The 19480-nt window shown below is 68.8% G+C and carries 14 protein-coding genes; 6 read left to right on the top strand and 8 right to left on the bottom strand.

The window, feature by feature from the left end; genetic code table 11:
- A partial coding sequence (locus AB0L40_RS18525; protein WP_364357787.1) for an IS1380 family transposase occupies positions 1 to 1051 on the bottom strand: 1051 nt, incomplete at its 3' end.
- Positions 1052 to 1628: 577 nt separating this feature from the next.
- On the opposite strand from AB0L40_RS18525, the gene AB0L40_RS18520 reads away from it, so the two are divergent.
- The gene (locus AB0L40_RS18520; protein WP_364357784.1) at positions 1629 to 2150 is read left to right on the top strand and encodes a hypothetical protein; all 522 of its coding nucleotides are present in this window, start codon (positions 1629 to 1631) and stop codon (positions 2148 to 2150) included.
- On the opposite strand, the gene AB0L40_RS18515 is transcribed toward AB0L40_RS18520, so the two are convergent.
- Positions 2126 to 3321, bottom strand: a protein-coding gene (locus AB0L40_RS18515) for an IS3 family transposase (RefSeq protein WP_364357793.1) whose coding sequence is annotated in 2 segments (ribosomal slippage) — positions 2126 to 3034 and positions 3037 to 3321 — 1194 coding nt in all. Because the reading frame shifts where the segments join, the coding sequence is not laid out codon by codon here. The genes AB0L40_RS18520 and AB0L40_RS18515 overlap by 25 nt on opposite strands.
- Positions 3322 to 3361: 40 nt before the next feature.
- Positions 3362 to 4186 carry a hypothetical protein gene (locus AB0L40_RS18510; protein ID WP_364357781.1) on the bottom strand — a complete coding sequence of 275 codons (825 nt, stop codon included), beginning with the start codon at positions 4184 to 4186 and terminating at the stop codon, positions 3362 to 3364.
- A gap of 502 nt (positions 4187 to 4688) precedes the next feature.
- Here AB0L40_RS18510 and AB0L40_RS18505 point away from each other — a divergent pair.
- Positions 4689 to 4832, top strand: a complete 144-nt coding sequence (locus tag AB0L40_RS18505; RefSeq protein ID WP_364357778.1) for a type IV toxin-antitoxin system AbiEi family antitoxin domain-containing protein — start codon at positions 4689 to 4691, stop codon at positions 4830 to 4832.
- A 181-nt stretch (positions 4833 to 5013) separates the two neighbouring features.
- Here AB0L40_RS18505 and AB0L40_RS18500 read toward each other — a convergent pair whose 3' ends face one another.
- From AB0L40_RS18500 to AB0L40_RS18480, 5 genes are all read right to left on the bottom strand, one after another.
- The gene (locus tag AB0L40_RS18500) at positions 5014 to 7161 is read right to left on the bottom strand and encodes a DUF87 domain-containing protein (protein WP_364357775.1); all 2148 of its coding nucleotides are present in this window, start codon (positions 7159 to 7161) and stop codon (positions 5014 to 5016) included.
- Positions 7158 to 8474: an SIR2 family protein gene (locus AB0L40_RS18495; protein WP_364357772.1), complete on the bottom strand. Its 1317-nt coding sequence runs from the start codon at positions 8472 to 8474 to the stop codon at positions 7158 to 7160. The genes AB0L40_RS18500 and AB0L40_RS18495 overlap by 4 nt, the downstream gene beginning before the upstream one ends.
- A gap of 28 nt (positions 8475 to 8502) precedes the next feature.
- A complete protein-coding gene (locus tag AB0L40_RS18490; RefSeq protein WP_364357769.1) occupies positions 8503 to 9639 on the bottom strand; it encodes a restriction endonuclease, SacI family in 1137 nt (378 codons plus the stop codon).
- Positions 9640 to 9729: 90 nt separating this feature from the next.
- On the bottom strand, positions 9730 to 10818 hold the full coding sequence (locus AB0L40_RS18485; RefSeq protein WP_364357766.1) for a DNA cytosine methyltransferase: 1089 nt from the start codon (positions 10816 to 10818) through the stop codon (positions 9730 to 9732).
- Between the two features lie 74 nt (positions 10819 to 10892).
- Entirely contained in the window at positions 10893 to 11594 is a 702-nt protein-coding gene (locus AB0L40_RS18480) for a hypothetical protein (RefSeq protein ID WP_364357763.1), read from the bottom strand.
- 158 nt (positions 11595 to 11752) lie between these two features.
- On the opposite strand from AB0L40_RS18480, the gene AB0L40_RS18475 reads away from it, so the two are divergent.
- The 4 genes from AB0L40_RS18475 to AB0L40_RS18460 form a co-directional block, all read left to right on the top strand.
- A complete protein-coding gene (locus AB0L40_RS18475) occupies positions 11753 to 12142 on the top strand; it encodes a very short patch repair endonuclease (RefSeq protein ID WP_364357790.1) in 390 nt (129 codons plus the stop codon).
- A gap of 113 nt (positions 12143 to 12255) precedes the next feature.
- Entirely contained in the window at positions 12256 to 12723 is a 468-nt protein-coding gene (locus AB0L40_RS18470; protein ID WP_364357760.1) for a hypothetical protein, read from the top strand.
- A 128-nt stretch (positions 12724 to 12851) separates the two neighbouring features.
- Positions 12852 to 15821: a hypothetical protein gene (locus AB0L40_RS18465; RefSeq protein ID WP_364357757.1), complete on the top strand. Its 2970-nt coding sequence runs from the start codon at positions 12852 to 12854 to the stop codon at positions 15819 to 15821.
- A partial coding sequence (locus tag AB0L40_RS18460; RefSeq protein WP_364357754.1) for a DEAD/DEAH box helicase occupies positions 15814 to 19480 on the top strand: 3667 nt, incomplete at its 3' end. The genes AB0L40_RS18465 and AB0L40_RS18460, both read left to right, overlap by 8 nt.

The following is a 19480-nucleotide window of genomic DNA, read 5'->3' as shown; positions in this document are numbered from 1 at the left end:
ACGCGCCGTTGGCGTTGAACCGGCCGGACGGGAAGTGCGCGAGCCCTTGGTCTTTGAGGTCGCGGATCGAGAGCTCCACGACCGCGTGCTGGCGGTGCTCGGCCTCGACCACGTCGATCGGGTCGGTGCGGTTGGTGAAGAACGGGAAGTGCCGCCACTGCGGGAACATCTCGTCCTGCTGCCCGAGCAGCCGAACACGGCGAACGATCAGCCGGCGACCGTTGAACACGGTCTCCGCGATCTCCGCGACCCCCGTCTTCGGGTAGTCCGCAAGGACGGTCCATTGGTCGTCGTCGATCGCCTCGACCGCAGTGCGGATCGGCTTCTGCATCCGCGCACCGATCGAGTACGACCAGCCCGCCGCCTCGAGCTTGTCCATCAGCTTGTTGTTCCAGAACCCCGAGTCCGCACGCAACAGCTTCTCGCCGGTCGCGCCCGCGCGCTGCAGGCGCGGGAGGAGTTCGTCGACGAACCGCAGCACGCCGCGGGCGGTGTTCGCGGAGCCCTTCCGGAAGCGGATGTGCAGCACCTCACCGGTCTCCGCTCTGGTGGCCAGCAGCGGGTGATACCCGCGAACCTTGGAGTACCCGTACGACGCGCCCTCCTTGGCGTAGTCGTGCGTCTGGCCGACGAACGAATCGACATCGACGACCAGCCGGCCATCACCGGGGCCGGCGCCGGCGGTCCACGCCCGCCGCAGCATCTCCGCGAAGACCCGATCGGCCTGCCGGACATGCCCGAACGTGAACGCCCGAAGGAACGTCCCAAGAGTTGAAGGTGCCAGCGCCGCGAACCCCAAGACCGCCTCGGTCTGCCCGGCCTTCAGGATCGCGCAGTCGTCGATCGAGTCCGCGCCAAGGGTCATCGCGTGCACGACCGACGCGACCTTTCGGCCGACGTTCGCTGCTCCGGGCACGTCGCCGAGCGACAGCCACCGGTCGACGAGCTCGACGAGCCCGAGCCGGTCGGCGAGGATCGCGGGGAGCATGACGCCGGCGTTGGCAACCGACCGCTCATCATCAAACGAAACGACCGCGTGGTCGTGCACCATGTGGGTGACCTCCCGAGCGAGGCCGCGGCTGCTGGAATCAGCCGCTTTCAAGCCCTGCTTGGGAGGTCACTCTTCCTCATCCACCCGACAGAACGGTGGATTCAGGCTCAGGCAATGGACGTCTCGTGTGCTCGAGTTCGGTCATGGGGGACTGACGCGAAGTTCGGGCCGTCGCAGGGAAGCGACGGTGTTCGGCGAGGGCGGTGCGGGTGGCCAACGACGGGCCGCACGCGAGCCCTCAGATCGTTGTATACGCCCGGCTTGCCGGGGCGTCAACCCGGCGGTTCGCCCCGCCACCACCCCAGTCCGTGGCCACGGGCCAGTCGCGGGTCACTACTGACCAGTGGGCAGAAGTGGCCGTTGCGCCCGGCGAGGCGACTGGTGAGCAGCCGATGATGGGCGAGGCTCGAGCGTCGCACCTCGACCGGCTCTCGCACGCCGTGTACGACTGCGCGCGTCCGCGCCGCGCGATCGGTGCGATGCCGAGCTTGGAAGCCACAGGCGCTGTGGCATCGTACGTCGTCGCTCCCCCCGGACGCGCGTCGCGCAGGTCGAGTTCGGGGGCGGAGCTTTCGCGATGGCGCAGCGCACGACCTTGAACGAACGGCAAGTCGATGTCCTGCGGTGGATCGCCGACGGCTGCACGGACCGCGACTTCGACGGCGTCAGCGCGCGCATCTCCGCCGGAGCGCTTCGCAACCGCGACCTCGTGCAGACCACGGGCAGCGGCACGAGCTGGAAGGCCACCATCACCAAGGCCGGCCGCGAGTACCTCAAGCGCGTCGATGGCCCGGACCCGCCCGCCGCCCGGCAGCCCAACGTGTCGGTCACCCAGCAGCTCGTCGACGACGTGATCGCCGCCGGAGGAACCCTTCGCGTCCCGATCAAGACCTGGCAGAACCCCGACCACGTCGACTACGAGCGCCGCGCGCAGCTCGCCCAGCGCCACCGCAAGGTCCCCGCCGGCAAGCGCCTGCACCTCAGCTCCCACGGCAACGAGCTTGAGATCCAACTCATCGACGCGCCAAACGACGGGCCTGCTGCACGAGTGGGTGACAGGTTTGGTTTGTCGCCTCAGGCCGCCCGGAGGGCGGCCTGAGGCGACATGATCGTCTCGTACTCCACCGGGGTCAACCGGCCGAGCGAGAGTTGCCGTCTCCGGCGGTGGTAGGTCCGCTCGATCCACGTCACGATCGCGATCCGCAGTTCCTCCCGGGTCGCCCACGAGCGGCGATCGAGGACGTTCTTCTGCAGGAGCGCGAAGAAGCTCTCCATCGCGGCATTGTCGCCGGCAGCACCGACGCGGCCCATCGATCCGACCATTCGATGGCGGTTGATCGCGTGCACGAACTTCCGTGACCGGAACTGGCTGCCGCGATCGCTGTGGACGACGCAGCCGGCGACCTCGCCGCGCCGCGCGACGGCGCTCTGCAGCGCCGCCACGGCGAGCCGGGAGGTCATCCTCGAGTCGATCGAGTACCCGACGATCCGGTTGGCGTAGACGTCCTTGACCGCGCACAGGTAGAGCTTGCCCTCCAACGTGCGGTGCTCGGTGATGTCCGTCAGCCACAACTCGTTCGGAGCGTCGGCGACGAACTCGTGACGAACACGACCGTCCGCCTGAATCACCGCGCACAGATCGTCATGAACCGGCGGGCCGGGCTTCTTGCCGTTGCGGCCGCGCTTCTTGCCGAACACCGACCACCAGCCACGCTCGGAGCAGATCCGCCACGCGGTCCGCTCCGCCATCACCTCGCCGGCCTCGCGTGCCTCTTCGACGAGGAACCGGTACCCGAACTCCGGGTCCTCGCGGTGCGCATCGTGCAGCGCGTTGGCGCGATACGCCGACACCAGCTCGCGGTCGCCGACCGGCCGCACGAGCCACCGGTAGTACGGCTGACGAGCGAGACCCAAAACCCGGCACGTCACCGAGACGGGGACCCCGTCGTCGGCGAGCTCACGAACGACCGGGTACATCATTTTCCCGGCAGATTCGCCTGCGACAGGTACGCCGCCGCCCTGCGCAGCACCTCGTTCTCCTGCTCCAGCAGCCGGTTGCGACGCTTGAGCTCGCGCAACTCCTGGCTCTCCGCGACGGCCACTCCCGGCCGCGCACCCGCCTCGACATCGGCGTTCCGCATCCAGTTCGTCAGACACGTCTCGCTGATCCCGAAATCCTTCGCGATCTGCTTGAGCGTCACATCCTTCTCTCGCGCCCGGGCGACCCGGACGACGTCCTCACGGAACTCCACGGGGTAAGGCTTCGGCACGGCACACATCCTCTCTGGCGGCGCCCGCGGGCACCACACATCAGATGTCACCTAACCGTGCAGCAGACCCGACGGCAGCCCCGACGAGGTCGAACTGCGCCCCGTCGAGATCCCGGAGAAGATCGGTCGCTACCACTCGGCCGCACGGGCGTTTCGAGACCAGACGGGTTGCCACGAGATCTCGCGCGACCATGTCATTCGCGCCACGCGGATCGTCCACGCGATCGCCACCGAAGGCGAGCGCCGCGGCTGGAACGCAACGCCACCAGCAGGAACCGAGGACCGCTACGGCCGCAACGCCTGGACCGCCACCAAGAACGGCCACCTCCACATCGAAGCCGGCGGCCACGCCTTCTGGCTGCGCCTGCACGAGGAAGGCGCCCACACCCGAAGCCCGTGGGAGCGAGAGGTCCACCACTACCGAAACGTCCGTGCGGACGACCCGTGGTACCGCGACCGGAGGCTTCCCTCCGGCCCCTACGACGCCGAGGCCACCGGGCGCCTGAAGCTCGAGCTGTTCGCCGCGGGCTACGCGTCGGTCAGCGGCCGTCAGTCGCGGTGGGCGGACCGGCAGTCGTGGACCCTCGAGGAGCGCCTCCCCCACCTCGTCCGAGAGATCGCCGAGCGCGTCATCGACGCCGACCGCGCCGAGAAGCGGCGCCGCACGGAGGCCGAGCAAGCCGCCGAGGCCGCGCGCCTCGCCGCCGAGGACCGCGAGCGCCAATGGCACGCCCACATGGCCCGCGCGAGCGAACGACTCGCCCAGTCCCACCGGGCCACCCACCTCCACGCGCAGGCCGACGCCTGGCAGACGGCCGATCGACTCCGCCGCTACTGCGACGCGATGAGCGAGACGCACGGCCACGAGCCCGAGACCGCGGAGTGGCTTGCGTGGGCGCGGGAGTATGTCGACCGCCTCGACCCGCTCTCCGCGCCTCCGACGATGCCGGCGGATCCTCCCGCGAGGAAGGACGCGCTCCAGCCGCACCTGCCCGAAGGGTGGAGAGCCGAGGGGCCTGCGCACGGCCGTCGCCAACGCCCCTGGTGAGATCCCTCGCACGACACCGAGACGGCCGACCTCGCGGCTCAGGTGCGGGCGATCTCGTTGAGGGGGAGCTCGCGATCTGGGCAGCCGGTCCCCGCGCTACGCGCAGCCGCGGCGGTTGCTCGCAGTTTGGCATCCTGCGGTCGTGCTCGCAAACGCCATTCGCGCCGTCGTCTCGCTCTCGACAATGCCGGCCCGACGGATCCTCTCCGCGCTGGGGCCGGATCGCACCACTGACGACGCTCCCGCCTCGCCCACTGCGACGCCGGAGCCCACGCGCGGCCGTGCTCGGGGAGGCAAGTACGACCAGCCGCTCCTCCAGGTGGCCACAGCGCAGCCAGGCGTCACGGTCGCTCAAGCCGCGCAGCAGATTGGCGTCCCCGCCACGAGCCTCTACCCGACCATCCGCCGCTTGCAGGAGCAGAACCGCCTCGCCAAGCGCGGGCGCGGCCTCTTCCCCGCCTGAGCTCCCGCAAGCCTTCCGGGAGATGCTCGGCTGTCGCATAGCGGGCGTTCGTGCCGCTATAGCGGTGCACGCCCAGCGACGGAGTCGAGTCGCAGTCACGGCCGAAGGCTCCCATCGAGCGAGAAGCGAGCGCGTGAGTTCGCTGGCCGACGGTCGCACGGACGGCGCGGAGTCTGGGGCCCTAGAAGGGGATGTCGTCGTCGCTCGGGGACGTCGGCGGTGGCTCCGCATCGGCCGGGGGCTCGCCATCGTCGACCTCGCCGGCCCAGTGCTCGGCGACCGTCTTCCAGTCCACGGGCACGTCCCTCGCGCCCGTCCAGGCCTCCCAGAAGTCAGGGTCGGAGCTTCGGGGCCGGTGCTCCTCGGCCAGCTCGCGCATGTCGACGAGCGTCGGAAAGGTCGTCGCCCAACCCACGAGGAGCGCTTGCTGCGACGGTAGCGATGGGAGGTCGTCGAGGAGGCCTGCGAGGTTGTCGGGGACGAGGCGTCCGACGAGTCGTTGGTCGGCGTCGTTGACGATGCGGTGCAGCAAGAAGCTGTTGCACTGAGCGAGGACTGTTGGCGAGAGCTCCGACGGTCGCTGGCTGGAGATGACGAGTCCGAGGCCGAACTTGCGTCCCTCTCGCGCGATCCGTTCGAAGGCACGCGTCGAGAGCTCGCCGGGCGACGTTTGCTCGTCTCCCCACGGGCGGTCGCGCACGAAGGCGTGCGCTTCTTCGAGGACGAGCGCTGTGGGGAGCGCGTGATCGTTCATTCGGCGGTGGCGCTGGAGCGCCTCGAACGTCATGCGGGCGGCGACGGCCACCACGATCTCGATCACGTCGCTGGGCACGAGCGAGAGGTCGAGGACGGCAACCGAGTCCCCGTTGCCCGTTCCGAGGAACCGACCGAGCCATTCGTCGAGGTCCGGCTGGACGTCGGAATGGGTCTTGAGGATCGGGCCAAGCCGCTTGTCGTCGATCAGCGACTGGACGCGCAGCTTCATCCCGCCAATGTGACGCTGCGCTTCTTCGAACTGCCCGCGAGCCGCGACGAGGCCCAGCTCGTCGGCCAGAGACGAGACATCGAACGGTCGAGGAACGTCCTCATGTGCACCGCCGACACCGATCTGCGCGTCCACCGACTCGACCAACGCTTTGAGCGCCCCGATGACGGACTCGAAGTGCTTGAGGGTAGGGGCGGGCGGATCATCGCCCCGGCCGCAGTGAGCGACTACTGCTTTCACCGCCACCGCGACCGGGTCCAAGTCCACGCCGTCCCCGTCGAGATCGCGAAAGCCTTCGAGCCCATCGCGTAGCGCCGTGAGGCTCGCGCGGACGTCCTTGCGCTGCCCCCATTTTGCGTGTGCCGCAGGGGGACTGAACATCGTGATGACAATCGAGTAGTTGTGCGCGAAGGAACCGAGCGCGGCCAACCGGGCGACGCGCCCGTGCCGAACGCCCTTGAGGTTGCGCAAGGCTTGGACGAGGACGGGCTTCTGGACGCGTGCGGAGGCGTACGAGACGCTGGCCCACTCGTGGCTGTTCATCAGCCACCCGGGCACCTCGAGCGGACTGCCCGGGTCGGCTGCGCGTTCGCTGACGCGGTAGACCTTGCATCCGTCGAGGTCGCCGAACGCCTGGCTGTACTCGCCGTTGGGGTCCAGGACGATGAAGCGCGCGCTGCCGCGCGGGGACGGCGTCCCTCGCGCGGTCCGGGCCGCTTCCAGGGACCAGCGGATGAGGCCGGCGACCGAGCACGACTTGCCGGATCCGGTGTTGCCCAGCACTGCGAGGTGTCGTCCGAAGACCTTGTCCGGGTCGACCCACACCTGGGCGCCGTTGGCGAGGGGAGCCGTACCGATCTGGACTCGGCGGTCGTTCTCGCGTCCTCGCATGAGCGCGTCGAGCTGCTCGCGCGATGGGACGGCGACGCTGTCGCCGACGGTCGGGAATGCGGTCACGCCGCGACGGAGCGCGAAGGGCTCTGCCTCGTCGGCGCGGCCGCGTTCGAGGGTGCCGATCGGCGTGATCGCCATCCGACGCGATGGATAGGGCAGGTCCACGAGGCCCGTCTCGTCCCGTCGGTGGCCGGGTGGCCATCTCGCAGCTTCGGCTCCGATCCACGTCACCATGCCGACCATCGCGCCGGACTCGTGGGCGACGACGACGAACGAGTTCAAGCGTGGGAACGGCGTGGGCGCACCGGCGTTGAGCGAGGTCGTGAACGGCGCCTCGTCAGAGAGCCTCGCGATCAGCTGGCTCGGCGCCACGGACTCGACCGTCGCGATCGTCAGCGCGTTCTGACGATCGATCGGCCGCTCAAGCGGATGCGAGCCCGAGGAGCTCACTGGCTGCCCTCGTCGCCCGGCGCCTCGTCCTCGTTGCCTTCGTCCCGGTCGGGCGTTGTATCCCCCGACGGGGCTCCCCCGAGCGCCTTCTGGCGCTGCACTTGGCGGGCCAGGGCGGGGTCCGAGCCAAGTTGCGGCAGGTGCTCGCGAACCAGGACGTCGAGCGCCCCGAAGTACTTGCCCTGCAGCAGCGTGTACTGCGCGGGCGGTCGTCCGGCGAGGAACGTCGGGATGCGGCCCTCCGCGTCGTCGAACGAGATGACCGCGAGGTGCGTGGACGACAGCGTGAGCATGTCGCGGATGATCCGGTTGATGTGCTCGTCGCCGAACCCGTAGCCGTAGGTGAAGAGCACGCTGTTAGGGCGACACAGCGAGGCGGCCAGGTCGCGAAAGAGCTCGGCGTACGGGTACTGGAGCGTCTCGACGTCCTTCGCCGCGTTCGGGTAGATCATCAGCCGCGACAGCGCGTCCTTCGCGAGGGACGGGTCCGTGCCCCCGAAGGCGAGTGGTGCGCGTCGGAGGTGGGTGCCGTCGAAGCGCCAGTCCAGCGAGCCGTGGAGCTTGAAGAGCCGCAGCACGCCCTCGAGGAAGCGGGGCTCGCCGCGAATGCCGGGCGGGTTGTAGTGCAGATCGACGTCCAGTCGCGAGGATCGAAAGATCGGTTCGATGCCCCCGACGAACCGGTCCAGGACGCGGAGGCCGGCGAGGTCGGCGCCGTACTCGATGAGACGGTCGTAGTTCGTCGTGAAGAGGTTCACGCGGTCCCGGGTGGGCGGCCGACCAGCGAACGCCAGGAGCAACGACACCAGCAGGTCCATCGCTGCGATGCCGCCCTCGGACTCGGCCTCATAGGCGTCGCGCAGCTCGCGCTCCATGTCCAGGCACGCACCGGCGAACGACGACAAGGTGGCATCGAGCGACGTGGCCAACGAGGTAGTAAGCCTCGCTTCCGGGTCAAGGACTCGCGCGCCTTCGAGGAGCTGTATCGCCGCACGGAGCTGGTCCTCGATGTTTGGCCTGCCGCGCCGCGCGCTCGCCGCGGTCGCCGTCGCGTGCTTGTCGATCGCCGTGGTGGCCTTGGGACCGATGCCGTCGAAGGTCACCGCGCTCATGTCGAGCCCAGTGGTCCCGGCGGCGCTGGCCAATGCGACGCCGAGTCCGCTTCCGAGGAGCAGCGAGACGTGCTCCGCGCCCAAGAGCGCGGCGAGCCACGACCGGATGGCGTCGCGGTGCTCGAGGTCCGTCCCGGCGCTCAGCGTGAAGGGGTTGCGGAGATCTCGGGCCGCTCCTTGGATGTGCAGCTTGTGCGCCATGGCCTACCTGGTTCGTTTGGTCCGGACGTCAGAGTGGGAGGGATGGCGGCGCGTTCAAGCCTTGGGCATCGCCAACCGTGGCTGCGCGTGTCCATCGGTCGGTGATGGAGCGCCATTGGGCGAGGCCGTCGTCGGACCCGTCGAGGTCCGCGTAGTGCTCGGCGAACGCAGTCGGGAAGGCCCGCAGCACCTCCGGCCGGGGCAGGCTCGTGAGGATCGCGGCGAGGCGGATGAGGTCTGCGGTCGCGTAGACGATGTGCAGGAAGACGCCGTGCTCCCGGTCGGCCTGGGCGATCAAGCGATCATCGGGGAGCCGCGCCGTGCCTTGACCGAACGCGCAGAGCACGGCCCGGGTTGCGCCCTGGGCGCGGACGCCGGCGGCGATGTCCAAGGCGTCCTGCTCGGTAGCCGCCTTCTGCTTGACCTCGATCCCGATGGTCAGAAGGCCCGCGCGGTCGAGGACATCGACGTCGATCTGACCGGGATCGTGGACGGGTCGTGCGACGACGCGCCCACCGGCAGCGGTGAACGCGGCCGCCGCGGCGGCCGCCCCGCGGCGACCGTGCTCGGGATTGCGACCGATGAAGCGGTCGACGGCAGCGCCGAGGTCCTCGAGCGGAACGACGGCGCCCGCGGCGACCAGCGACTGCTTGCGCTGCTCGATCTGTCGCTCCAGCGCACGCATCCGCAGGCGAACGAATGCCACGAGGGCGAGCTTCGCGGCGCTCTGGTCGAGGCCGGCGAGCCAGCCGACGAGGTCGTCCGCGCGTTGCTTCGCGCTCGGCCGCCACTTGTCGATGTCGTCGATTCGCTCAGGCCCGAACCAGGGACTTCCGGCGAGCGGATCCGGGCCGGGAGTACCGAGCAGAAACCCCAGCCGGGTCGCATTTGGGACGAGGACGTCACGCGCGAAGAGGCGCGCGTTGTAGCTCTGCGCGTCGCCGCTGCGATCGATCAAGGCGAGCGGATCGACATCGGGCTCCGTGGCCTTCGCCAGGACAGCGGTACCGAAGGCGGTGAGCGCAAGCTTGTTGCCGGTCCACGCCTCGAGCCCGGCGACGCGATCGAGCCAAAGCTGGCTCGGCTCATGCGACGCGTCCCGCGCAAGGGCGACCGCTTCCTCGAGGACTCGGGTTGCGTCGTCCTTGGCGATCTCGAGCCCCATGAGGGCCGTAGACGCTACTTCGTCGCCCAGACGCCTCGACGCGAGAGCGACGCCACGCGGCCCGACGCCGAGCTACGTCGCTCCCCCGCTTCAGGCTGTTGCGAACGCGGCGTCGCGGTCGAGCGTCGCGACCTCGTCCTGAAGGCCATCGATCGAGGCCAGATGCTCGCGCACGGCGTTGGCGACTTCGTGGGCGAGGTTCGGCGGCACTGCGTTGCCGATCTGCCGGTACCGAGCTCCCTGGGGTCCCTGGAACTCCCACGTCGCGGGGAAGGTCTGCAAGACAGCTGCTTCCTGGACGGTGATCCGCCTCATCCGCTTCGGCGCGCGCTTCAGTGGCGGCTTGCCGGCCATCAGTCGAGCGTGGTACTCGACGGCCCACGGCAGCGCGCCGTGGTCGAGCTCGTCCTGGTCGATGATCGGGGTGGCGTTGCCGCCCATCGAGGCCGGCAGCGTCTTCGCTGCGCCATCCAGGTACAACGGCCGACCCGAGCCGTTGAACATCAGGCTGCCCCTGTAGGCGGTCGGCCGCATCACCGGCGCGCGAGCGGGGATGACCCGGGCGGTGCAGACGCCATCGTTGCCGGGCTCGCCGATGCGCGGAAGGACGGCGAGCGCCTCGCGAACCGTCGGCGGCCGATCCTTGGTGGTGGCAGCGGGCTTGGTCGGCACGCCGTCGCGGTATCCGATGAGGAACATGCGCTCGCGCGCTTGGGGCACGCCGTAGTGCGAGGCATTAAGGACGAAGACGTCGACCTCGTAGCCGAGCGACTTGGCGCGCTTGCGAAGGCCCTCCCGGATGCCGGCCCAGCGTTCGTTGACGGCGAGCGCCTTGACGTTCTCCATCACGAACGCGCGTGGACGAAGATCGGCGACGACGTCGAGGAAGTGAAAGACGTGCTTGCTTCGCTCGTCGGACGGATTCATCCGTCCGATGACCGAGAACCCCTGGCAGGGAGGCCCGCCGATCAACACATCCGGGCGAAGGCCCGGCGGAGGATCGTGTTGCAGAACGTCGCCACAGACAGCGTGATCGGCGATGTTGCGGTTGTACGTCTCGACGGCGTGGCGATCGAAGTCGATCGCCCATTGAAGTTCGAATCCTGCTTGCTGGAATCCGAGGTCGAGGCCACCGGCCCCGCTGTAGAGGGACGCCACGCTGTAGTCCGACGAGCTCACGTGCGCTGCATTGTTGCTCGTCCCGTGGACGACCAGCTCCCGGCCCCGCCACCACTACGGATCCGCCCGTCGAGCTAGTGATCCGGGACCCGCTCGATGCGGGCCCGGGCCTGCGTCACGGCGTCGCGCAGAGCCTTCGCTGGGAGTCGCGCGAGATCGGGGAGCTCGCGGCGCCACGCGTCGAAGTCGGCTCCGGCTCGGGCAGCCGTGGCGGCCAGCTCGCCCTCGTCGATGACGACCCCGCTGGGGACGGTGTTTTCGAGGGCACGGAGCGGTCGGCCGAAGTGACTGGTCGCAAGCGCCTGGAGGCGAACGCCGATGGCGGGATCCCCGAGAGAGACGGTCGGCGCTCCCCATCCGGACAGCTCGTCGGTCGTCAGCAAGGACCCGACCTGCGCGCGCGGAGCACCAAGGGCAGTGATCAGCGGCACGTACCCCTCGGCGTTGCGAGCCAGCGACCGCTCGTGCGCGCGTCGGTTGACCATGAACCAGCGCTTCCCGGGAGCCAAGACGTGCGCCTTGGCCTCCAAGCGCAGGGGACCGCCTTCGAGGTCGACGACGAGATCGACGTCGTCGACCGACCGCTCGAAGTCGATCGGGTGGTGCGTTACGGGCGCATCGCAGATCTCGTTGATCAGACGCAGCGCGATGATCTCGCCGAGCGTCCCCCGATGTCTGCGAGCCAGTTCTTGTCCTCGCCTCGGTTGCGGTCCGCCGCGCGGATCGGGTCGTTCGCGCGAACCCGTAGCCCGGCCAAGATCGCAGCGACCTCCCACACCTCGCGCGGCAACGCGATCCGGGTCGGCTCGGCGAGGCGGTTCATCAGGCCCCGACGGTCCATGCGCTTCCGGTTCGCCCGCCAACCGTGGTTTCCTTACTCGCAGTGCCGCCGCTGCCTTATCCGCATCCGACGAGCCCTGAGGCATCGAAGCGGATGCGCGCGAATCCTCGCCGCGACACCAAGCCAGAGATCGCGTTGCGCTCCGCCCTGCACCGCCGTGGCCTGCGCTTTCGGAAGGACCTGCCGATCCGCCTGCCTGAGCGCGTGGTGAGGCCCGATGTCGTCTTCACGCGGCAGCGCCTCGCGGTGTTCGTCGACGGCTGCTTCTGGCACTGCTGCCCGATCCACGGCAACGCCCCGAAGACCAACACCGGTTACTGGGGTCCGAAGCTTCAGCGCAACGTCGACCGCGACCACGCGGTCAACGAGCAGCTCCGTGCCGCCGGCTGGACGGTGTTGCGGGCGTGGGAGCACGAGCAGCCACAAGAGGTCGCGAAGAGCGTCGAAGGCGCATTGCGGGACCTGCCGACGCCCGCTTCATAGCGTGCTTGGTCGTGATTCGCCCAACGACGCGCTCATCTGATCACGTAGCTTCTCGCAGAAGTTCTTCTCTTCCCCATCAAGGTCATCTCGCGCACGGTCGATAGCTACCTGCGATGTCGAACGTGTGGCGGGTCAAGCTCAACAGCCAAGCGCATGGCCAATGGGACGAGACGAAGGCCTGCGGCCGCACGAACTTGACCGTCGGGATCGGCTGGGGCCCAGCCGGCGCACGACGAGGCGACTCGCTCACCGTGGCCCTCGACCTGCTCGAGCAGACTGACGAATGGGCTCCGGCCGGGCGGAGGGTGGCTTGGCGCTTGACCGAGGTCTACGAGGCCACGCTCCGATGTCGTGATGACGGGCGCCTGGCGGTAGTCGCGATGAAGAGCGGTGCTACGAACGCAGTCCTCATCGAGGCGCTCCAGCCAGCGGCAAGCGACGGCGTGGGGAAGGCGTACGCCTTCCCCACGCACGAGAGCCACTCGGCCATCCCCTCCGAGCTCGGCACCGTCCCCTCACTCGAGGCCTTCGCCGCCGCCCACCCCGAGCTCCTAGCCCCAAGGGTCTCTCGATGGCTCTGACGTCACCGGTGTCGAGGGATCATGAGCACCGACTTGGCGTCCATCTCTCGAAATCTGGTGGCAACCGTACGTCAGGTCCGGTGGAGGGGATACGACTAGGAGACGATGCGAGCGCGCCCAAGCAATCGATGAGCGACCGCGACGCCCATTCGAGCTGGTCTGCATACGAGCGCGTGAACAAGGCCGTCGTCGACGTCTTCTTCTCTGTCGATCGGACGTCGCAGCCGGTCTATCTCGATCTCGAGGACCACGCGATTCGCCGCATCGCCACCGGCGCGGGGCTCGATCTCGGCGATCCCCGAGGCTCGCTGCAAGCAACCGTCGCGCGAACCCTCGTACTGGACCGCGATGGCCCGATCTTTCAACGGCACCGCACGAGACTGGGGCAGTGGCGGGTTCGGGGGCGCGTAGGTCCCCCGCCCATCCTTGGCGTTCTCGCGCTGCTCTCGCTGGTGGCGGAGTCGATGCACGCCGATGATCAGTTCGGCTCGTCGGCGTACTACGCGCGGTTCGTCTCGGCGATCGGCGGCGAGCCAGACGAACCCGCCCTCCTCAACCGCGTCAAAGCGGGGCATCGCCGCGACGTGCCGACGATGTGGGACGTCTTGAACGGCTGGATCCGTGCCGATCCACGCCGGGGCACTCCCACGGCGTTTCCGTTCGATCACCGTGCCTACATCGGCCCGGCGCTCACCCAGGCCTTGGTCCGTGAGGGTGATCGCGCGGCGCTTCGCGGGCTCTTCAGCTGGGCACGGCTGGTGCCCGGCCAGGAAGTCGCGCGCGAGGACATGGTGCGCATGTTGCGGGAATGGCTGCCGACGTCGCGCGTCTCGCAGAGCCTCAAGAAGCTCTGCCGACTCGGTGCGGCGGAGCAGGTCGCAGATGTCGCGCTCGCCGAACTTCCGTCGTGGGACGGCGGCGCGACGACGTCGACGCGAGCCGTGGGCCTGCGCCTGGTCGGCAAGCTCCTTGGGCGACCTGGCCGGCCGCCGGGCCGGCGCCTCCAGCTTGCTCTGCTCGCCCGAACAGCCCCTGGCGAGGCCATCCTGGACTTCGGCCTCGCCGACGAGATGATCGAGCTTGCGCCAGACGAGGGACAAGAGAGCATTGTCCGCTCTTCCGAGGCAGCCCGGGCACTCAACGCCATCACGACCGTCATGAGCGACCACGATCTCGTGGCCCGAACCCCACGGCCGCTGGTCGTCCTGCGCCGCGAGGGAGATCGAAACCGCCTCTTGGAGGTCGATCGAGCGATCCTCGGCGAATCGCACGTGCTCCTGGCCCGCGATCTCCTAGCCGACCGCGTCGCTGACGCGCTGCCCGCAATCGCCCGCCCGGGATGGCAGCGCGAGGACGCCGTGTCCGGGCTTCCCGCAGGATGGTCGCTGTTCTCGAACGTGGAGATCGTCGCCCCCGGTGCCCGGAACGGGGCCCTCGAAGCACTCGTGCCAACTGGCTGGTCGCAGCTCATGCTTCATGGAGGCTTCCGGCTCCCGGGCAAGTCGCGGTGGCTAGCAAGCGCACCTCCCCAGCTCGCGGTCAACGCGCTACAGGATGCGGTCCTCCAACTAACCGGGTCCATGGCACTGCGTCCCGCAGAGACAGACGCCGATATCGAAATCGACGTAGGTGACGAGCAAGCGACCGCCGTGGTCCACCAAGCTGAGGCACGCGACGGAGACGTCCTCGACCTCGCCAGCCGCTTCCATGAGCCTGGACGCCTGTACTTCGTCGCACGCGGCACCCGCACCACCGAGTCCGTCGCCCGCACGAGCTGCGAGCTCGTAGCGCCAACCGCGACAGCGCTGGCTCACGACATCGGGCACCAGCCGGATTGGGATCCACGGTGGGCCGTAAGCGCCGTCCAGCACGACGGGAACCTCCGCGGAGCGGACGTGCCGAGCAACATCGCGACGGCCCCGCCACAACCGCGGCCTCGCATACCCCACACCCTTGGCGACAGGCCGGAATCCGGGACCAACGTGGAGCGCGCCGAACCGCCGAGAGCCCCCGAGCTACCGGTCGTAGCCCCAGAGTGCTTCATTACCGGCTTTCATCACTACCGCCTGCCACCCGGACGGAACACCCGTGGCATCTCGGCGACGTGCACGTACTGCGAGCGGGAGAGCTTCATCCCTCCCCCCGCGCCCCGCGGCGCGACCTCGAGGCGCGCCGTCCGAATGCCGGCGCGACCAACGGAGCGCCTCCGGCCCGAGGAAGACCTCCTGCTTGCCCTCAGCGCCGAGGGCCACGGCAACCGACGCGCGTTCGAGCGCATCATCGAGCAGGTCGACGACCGCCCTTGGGCCGTCGGAGAGCGTTCGCGGACGCTGTCGTCGCTCGGCCACCTAGACCTGAGCATCGAGCCGTCCGGAGAGATCTTGCAATGGGGCATCTCGCCCCCGATGCTCGTTCCGTGCGGAAGCGACGAGCTGACGTTGTCGGGGTGGCGGTCGCTAGAGGTCATCTCCGCCGTCCGAGACCTCGCTGGCGAACTTGAGATGACGTTCATTCAGACCCCTAACGCAGAAGGTCCGGATCGAGTCTCCCTGCGAGGCCCCGACCGCGACACGGCGCTCGAGCTCCTCGACGGAACGCACGTGGACGGCGTGGTCCTGCGCGGAGCGACGGGTGCGGCCGAGCGCCTCGCGGCCGCGCTTCCTCACGTTTCGAGTCTCGTGGACACGCTCCCGTCCCAACGTGCCCCGCAGAACCTCGAGCGGTACTCGCCGTTCCGCGGTCGTTGGGAGCGATGCGACAGGCTCGCCACTCCCGGCGCGCACCGTACCGTCGGCCTTCCTCGTCGATCGTTCTACTTCGACGGCATCGCGCTGCGCTCGTGCGAGACGTATCTCGCACGTTGGCTCGACGTGCCCCTCCGAGCACGACAGCTCGCATATGGCCCCACAGCCAGGGCGCTGATCGTCCCGCGTGGCTGCCGGCTCCCTGGCCTTTGGGAGCGAGCAGCCATGCTCTCATCGGGCTGGAGCGCGCAAGCGACGAGGGGCGGCATCGCCTACCGCGACGTGCCGCCAACGATCGCCGAGCGGATCGCCAGCTCACTACACGCCACGACGGAGAAGATCGACGTTGCTTAGCCGAACCCCACTCGCGCTCCAAGCCGCGATCGACGATGCGTACCTGCGCTACTACGACACCGCGTACTGGCTGCGCGATCCCTCCCTCCGCGAGGAGCGGCGGGCGCTCCTCGAGCGCCCCGAGCTGATCAGCACCGAACCGCTGATCGAACCCGTTCTGCGCTACGCGTCCACCGACTCCATCCGGGAGGTCTGCGCCACCGCCAACCTCGACTCGACGGTCGCTGACACCGTCGCGCAGATGCTCTTCGGCGCCGATGGTCACTTCCGCCTTCGAGCCCACCAAGCCGAGGCGATGCAGATCGCGCTGGGTTCAGGCCCGAAGGGCAAGAGAAACGTAGTAGTGACGTCCGGAACCGGCTCGGGAAAGACCGAGGCGTTCATGCTTCCGATCCTCGCCCGACTGGTCGACGAGGCGCTGCGCAGCCCGGTCGCACCCGAGCTCGATGCATGGTGGGCCCGGGCCGGCAGCTGGAAGCCGGCACGACCGCCGGCCGGCCGCGACGCCGCGGTTCGAGCCATGGTGCTCTATCCCACCAACGCGCTGGTCGAGGACCAGATCGCGCGCCTGCGGCTGGCTATCTCGCGCGCCCCACGACGCGGAGGAGGGCCGCCCTTGTTCTTCGGCCGGTACACCGGTGCGACTCTAGGCGGCGGCGAGATCCCCTCTGCCCTATCCGAGCGCGCGGCGCGTGAGGTCTCAAACGAGCTGCTCGCCATGATTCGCGAGCGCGACGCGATGAGCGGCATCGACGAAGAGATCCGCGCCCAGTTCGCGGACCCTCGCGACGGGGAGCTCCTCGCTCGCTGGGACATGATCCGCACGCCGCCGGACGTCCTCGTCACGAACTACTCGATGCTCAACGTGGTCCTCATGCGCGCGCGAGAGGACAACCTGTTCGAAGCTACGAGGCAATGGCTGGCCAGCGACGATCGCAACACGTTCACGCTCGTCGTCGACGAGTTGCACAGCTACCGCGGCACCCAAGGCACAGAGGTCGCGCTAATCGTGCGACGGCTCCTGCAACGCCTCGGACTCGCCATCAACTCTCCGCAGCTTTGCTGCATCGGCACATCGGCATCGTTGGATGGAGACGAGGGCCTCGAGTACCTCGAGCAGTTCTTCGGCGTCGACAAGTCGACGTTCGAGGTCGTCACGGGAACCCCAGAACCGCCTGCCGAACAACCACCCCTCGATCGCCAAGCGATTCGCGAACAGGCATCGCGCGGACCTGCCGACTCGCTGGACTTCGCCGGAGTTCGACTGGACGCCGCGCTCGCCCGGGCGTGCTCGGACGACAATGGGCCGCGCGCGACCCCGCTGTCCGTCGTCGAGGAGCGACTTCTCGGGCGTCGCGGCGACGACGAGGGCGATCAAGCGTTCCGCTGGGTCATCGACGCGATCGCGAACGCAGAGGGCGATACGTCGCTCATCCCGTTCCGCACGCACCACTTCAACCGCCTCGTCCGAGGCATGTGGGCATGTAGCAACCCCAGATGTCCCGACGCACAACGATCCCCTGATCACGGCCCGCGGATCGGACGCCTGTACGACGCACCGCGCGCTCGCTGCCGCTGCGGCTCGCGCGTGCTCGAGCTGCTCTATTGCTTCCAATGCGGAGAGGCGTCCCTGGGCGGGTTCGCATCCGCGTCGGGCGACGATGACCCTGACCAAGGGCACTACGTCTCCGCGCTTCCCCAACGCCCAGGCGCCGCTGAGCGTCGAGTCTTCGAGCGCGCCCACGCCAGCGAGTACCTCTGGTACTGGCCCGGCCCGTGCCCGCCCAACGGGTCGTGGAAGCACCGCCGCGGAGACCAAGACGCGACCTTTCGATTCGTTCCCGCCGACCTCGACTCGCGATCCGGTTTGCTCGTTCCTGCGATCGGGGCGGGGCCCGATACGGGAACGATGCTCAGCGTCTCGCGATTCGTCCTCGACGACCCTCGCGCCCGAGTTCCCGCCATCCCCGAGCGCTGCCCCCGTTGCGCAAGCCAGGGACGCAATGTGGACCTTCGCCGGCTGTGGCGCGGAGCGATCCGCTCGCCGATCCGCGCTCACACGACCGGCACGACCCGAAGCGCTCAAATCGTGGTCGACCGCGTCGTGCGCGCCATCGGCTCCGACGAGCGAGAAGGCCGAACCATCGTCTTCACCGACTCGCGCGACGACGCCGCCAGCACCGCTGCCGGCATGGAGCTCAATCACTTTCGCGACCTTCTGCGCCAGCTCATCACCGCCGAGCTCACCACCGCCGTCTCCGCTCCTCATGCGATGCGCGCAATGGCCGCCGGAAACGACCTGACCGACTCCGAGCGCACCCTCGTCGACGCCATGTCTCGCTCCAACCCGGAGCTGCACACCGCGTACACGATGGTCGCCCATCTCGGAGCCGACGCCCCGCCGCAGTTCCGCGAGGAGGTCGAGAACTTCGAGAAGGCCAACGCCGGCACCGAGCAACGCATCACCTGGCGAACCCTGCAGGAGCGCATCGGTGGCCAGCTCGTAGCGCTTGGCGTCAACCCTGCCGGACCGCTACCAGCCGGAAGCGCGGTAGCCGGCGGAGATCGGCCGTGGAACATCCTGCACGATCCCCCCTCGACCGAGTGGACGCCGCTGCCCGTTCCTGAGCGAACCGTGGGGCTTCGGAACACCGCCAGCTACCTCGATGGCTACGCGTTCGACGCGCTCTTCAGTCGGGGCGGCCGCGACTTCGAGAGCATCGGCCTCGGCGTCGTCCAGCCGCAAGCGCACTCGCTCGACGCCATCGACCTGCCCGACGACGTCGCTCGACAGGTCCTCGACTCGTGCGTTCGCATCCTCGGCCTCGCGCAGCGCCACCCAGGCGGTTGGGCCGCCGGAGAAGGCACTGCTGGCCTCGCCTTCGGCGACTACGTGACGGCCGTCGCATCGCACCACGGCATCGACCCCACCTCGCTGAAGGACGGAATCCGGGTCGCGCTCGAGGACTCCCGGACGATCCGCAACTGGTGCCTCGAAGGCGAAGGACTCATCCTCCGAACCGCCAGCGACGACGGCCGCAGCTGGCGATGCGCGAGATGCGCCCGGACCCACTTGCATCCCAGCGGCGGCATCTGCACAGGGATTCGATGCAACGCGCCCCGGCTCGTAGAAGAGCAGCGTGAACGCGACTACGACTACTACGCCTGGCTCGCGCAACAGCCGACGAGGCGCCTCAGGGTCGAAGAGCTCACCGGCCAGATCGACCTCGACCAACAGCGCGCTCGCCAGCGCCAGTTCAAGGGCGCGCTCCTTGCCGCGCCAACTGAGAACGCTCTCACCGACGCCATTGACGTCCTCAGCGTGACGACCACCATGGAGGTCGGCGTCGACATCGGATCTCTTCGAGCCGTCGTCATGGCGAACATGCCGCCCCAGCGCTTCAATTACCAGCAACGCATCGGCCGCGCCGGTCGACAGAGCCAGCCATTCGCGTTCGGGGTCACCCTCTGTCGCGACCGCGCGCACGACGACTTCTACTTCCGCAATCCCGACCGCATCACCGGCGACCGGCCTCCACAGCCCTACCTCGACCTTCAACGCATCCCAATCATCGAACGCGTCATCGCGGCCGAGGCTCTACGCCGCGCCTTCCTCGCACTCGATCCCCCGCTCGCCGAGCAAGCAATTAGCGCCAGCA

This window comes from Patulibacter sp. NPDC049589, from assembly GCF_040675535.1.
Classification (GTDB): domain Bacteria; phylum Actinomycetota; class Thermoleophilia; order Solirubrobacterales; family Solirubrobacteraceae; genus Patulibacter.
This window is presented reverse-complemented; position numbering and strand designations above follow the sequence as displayed.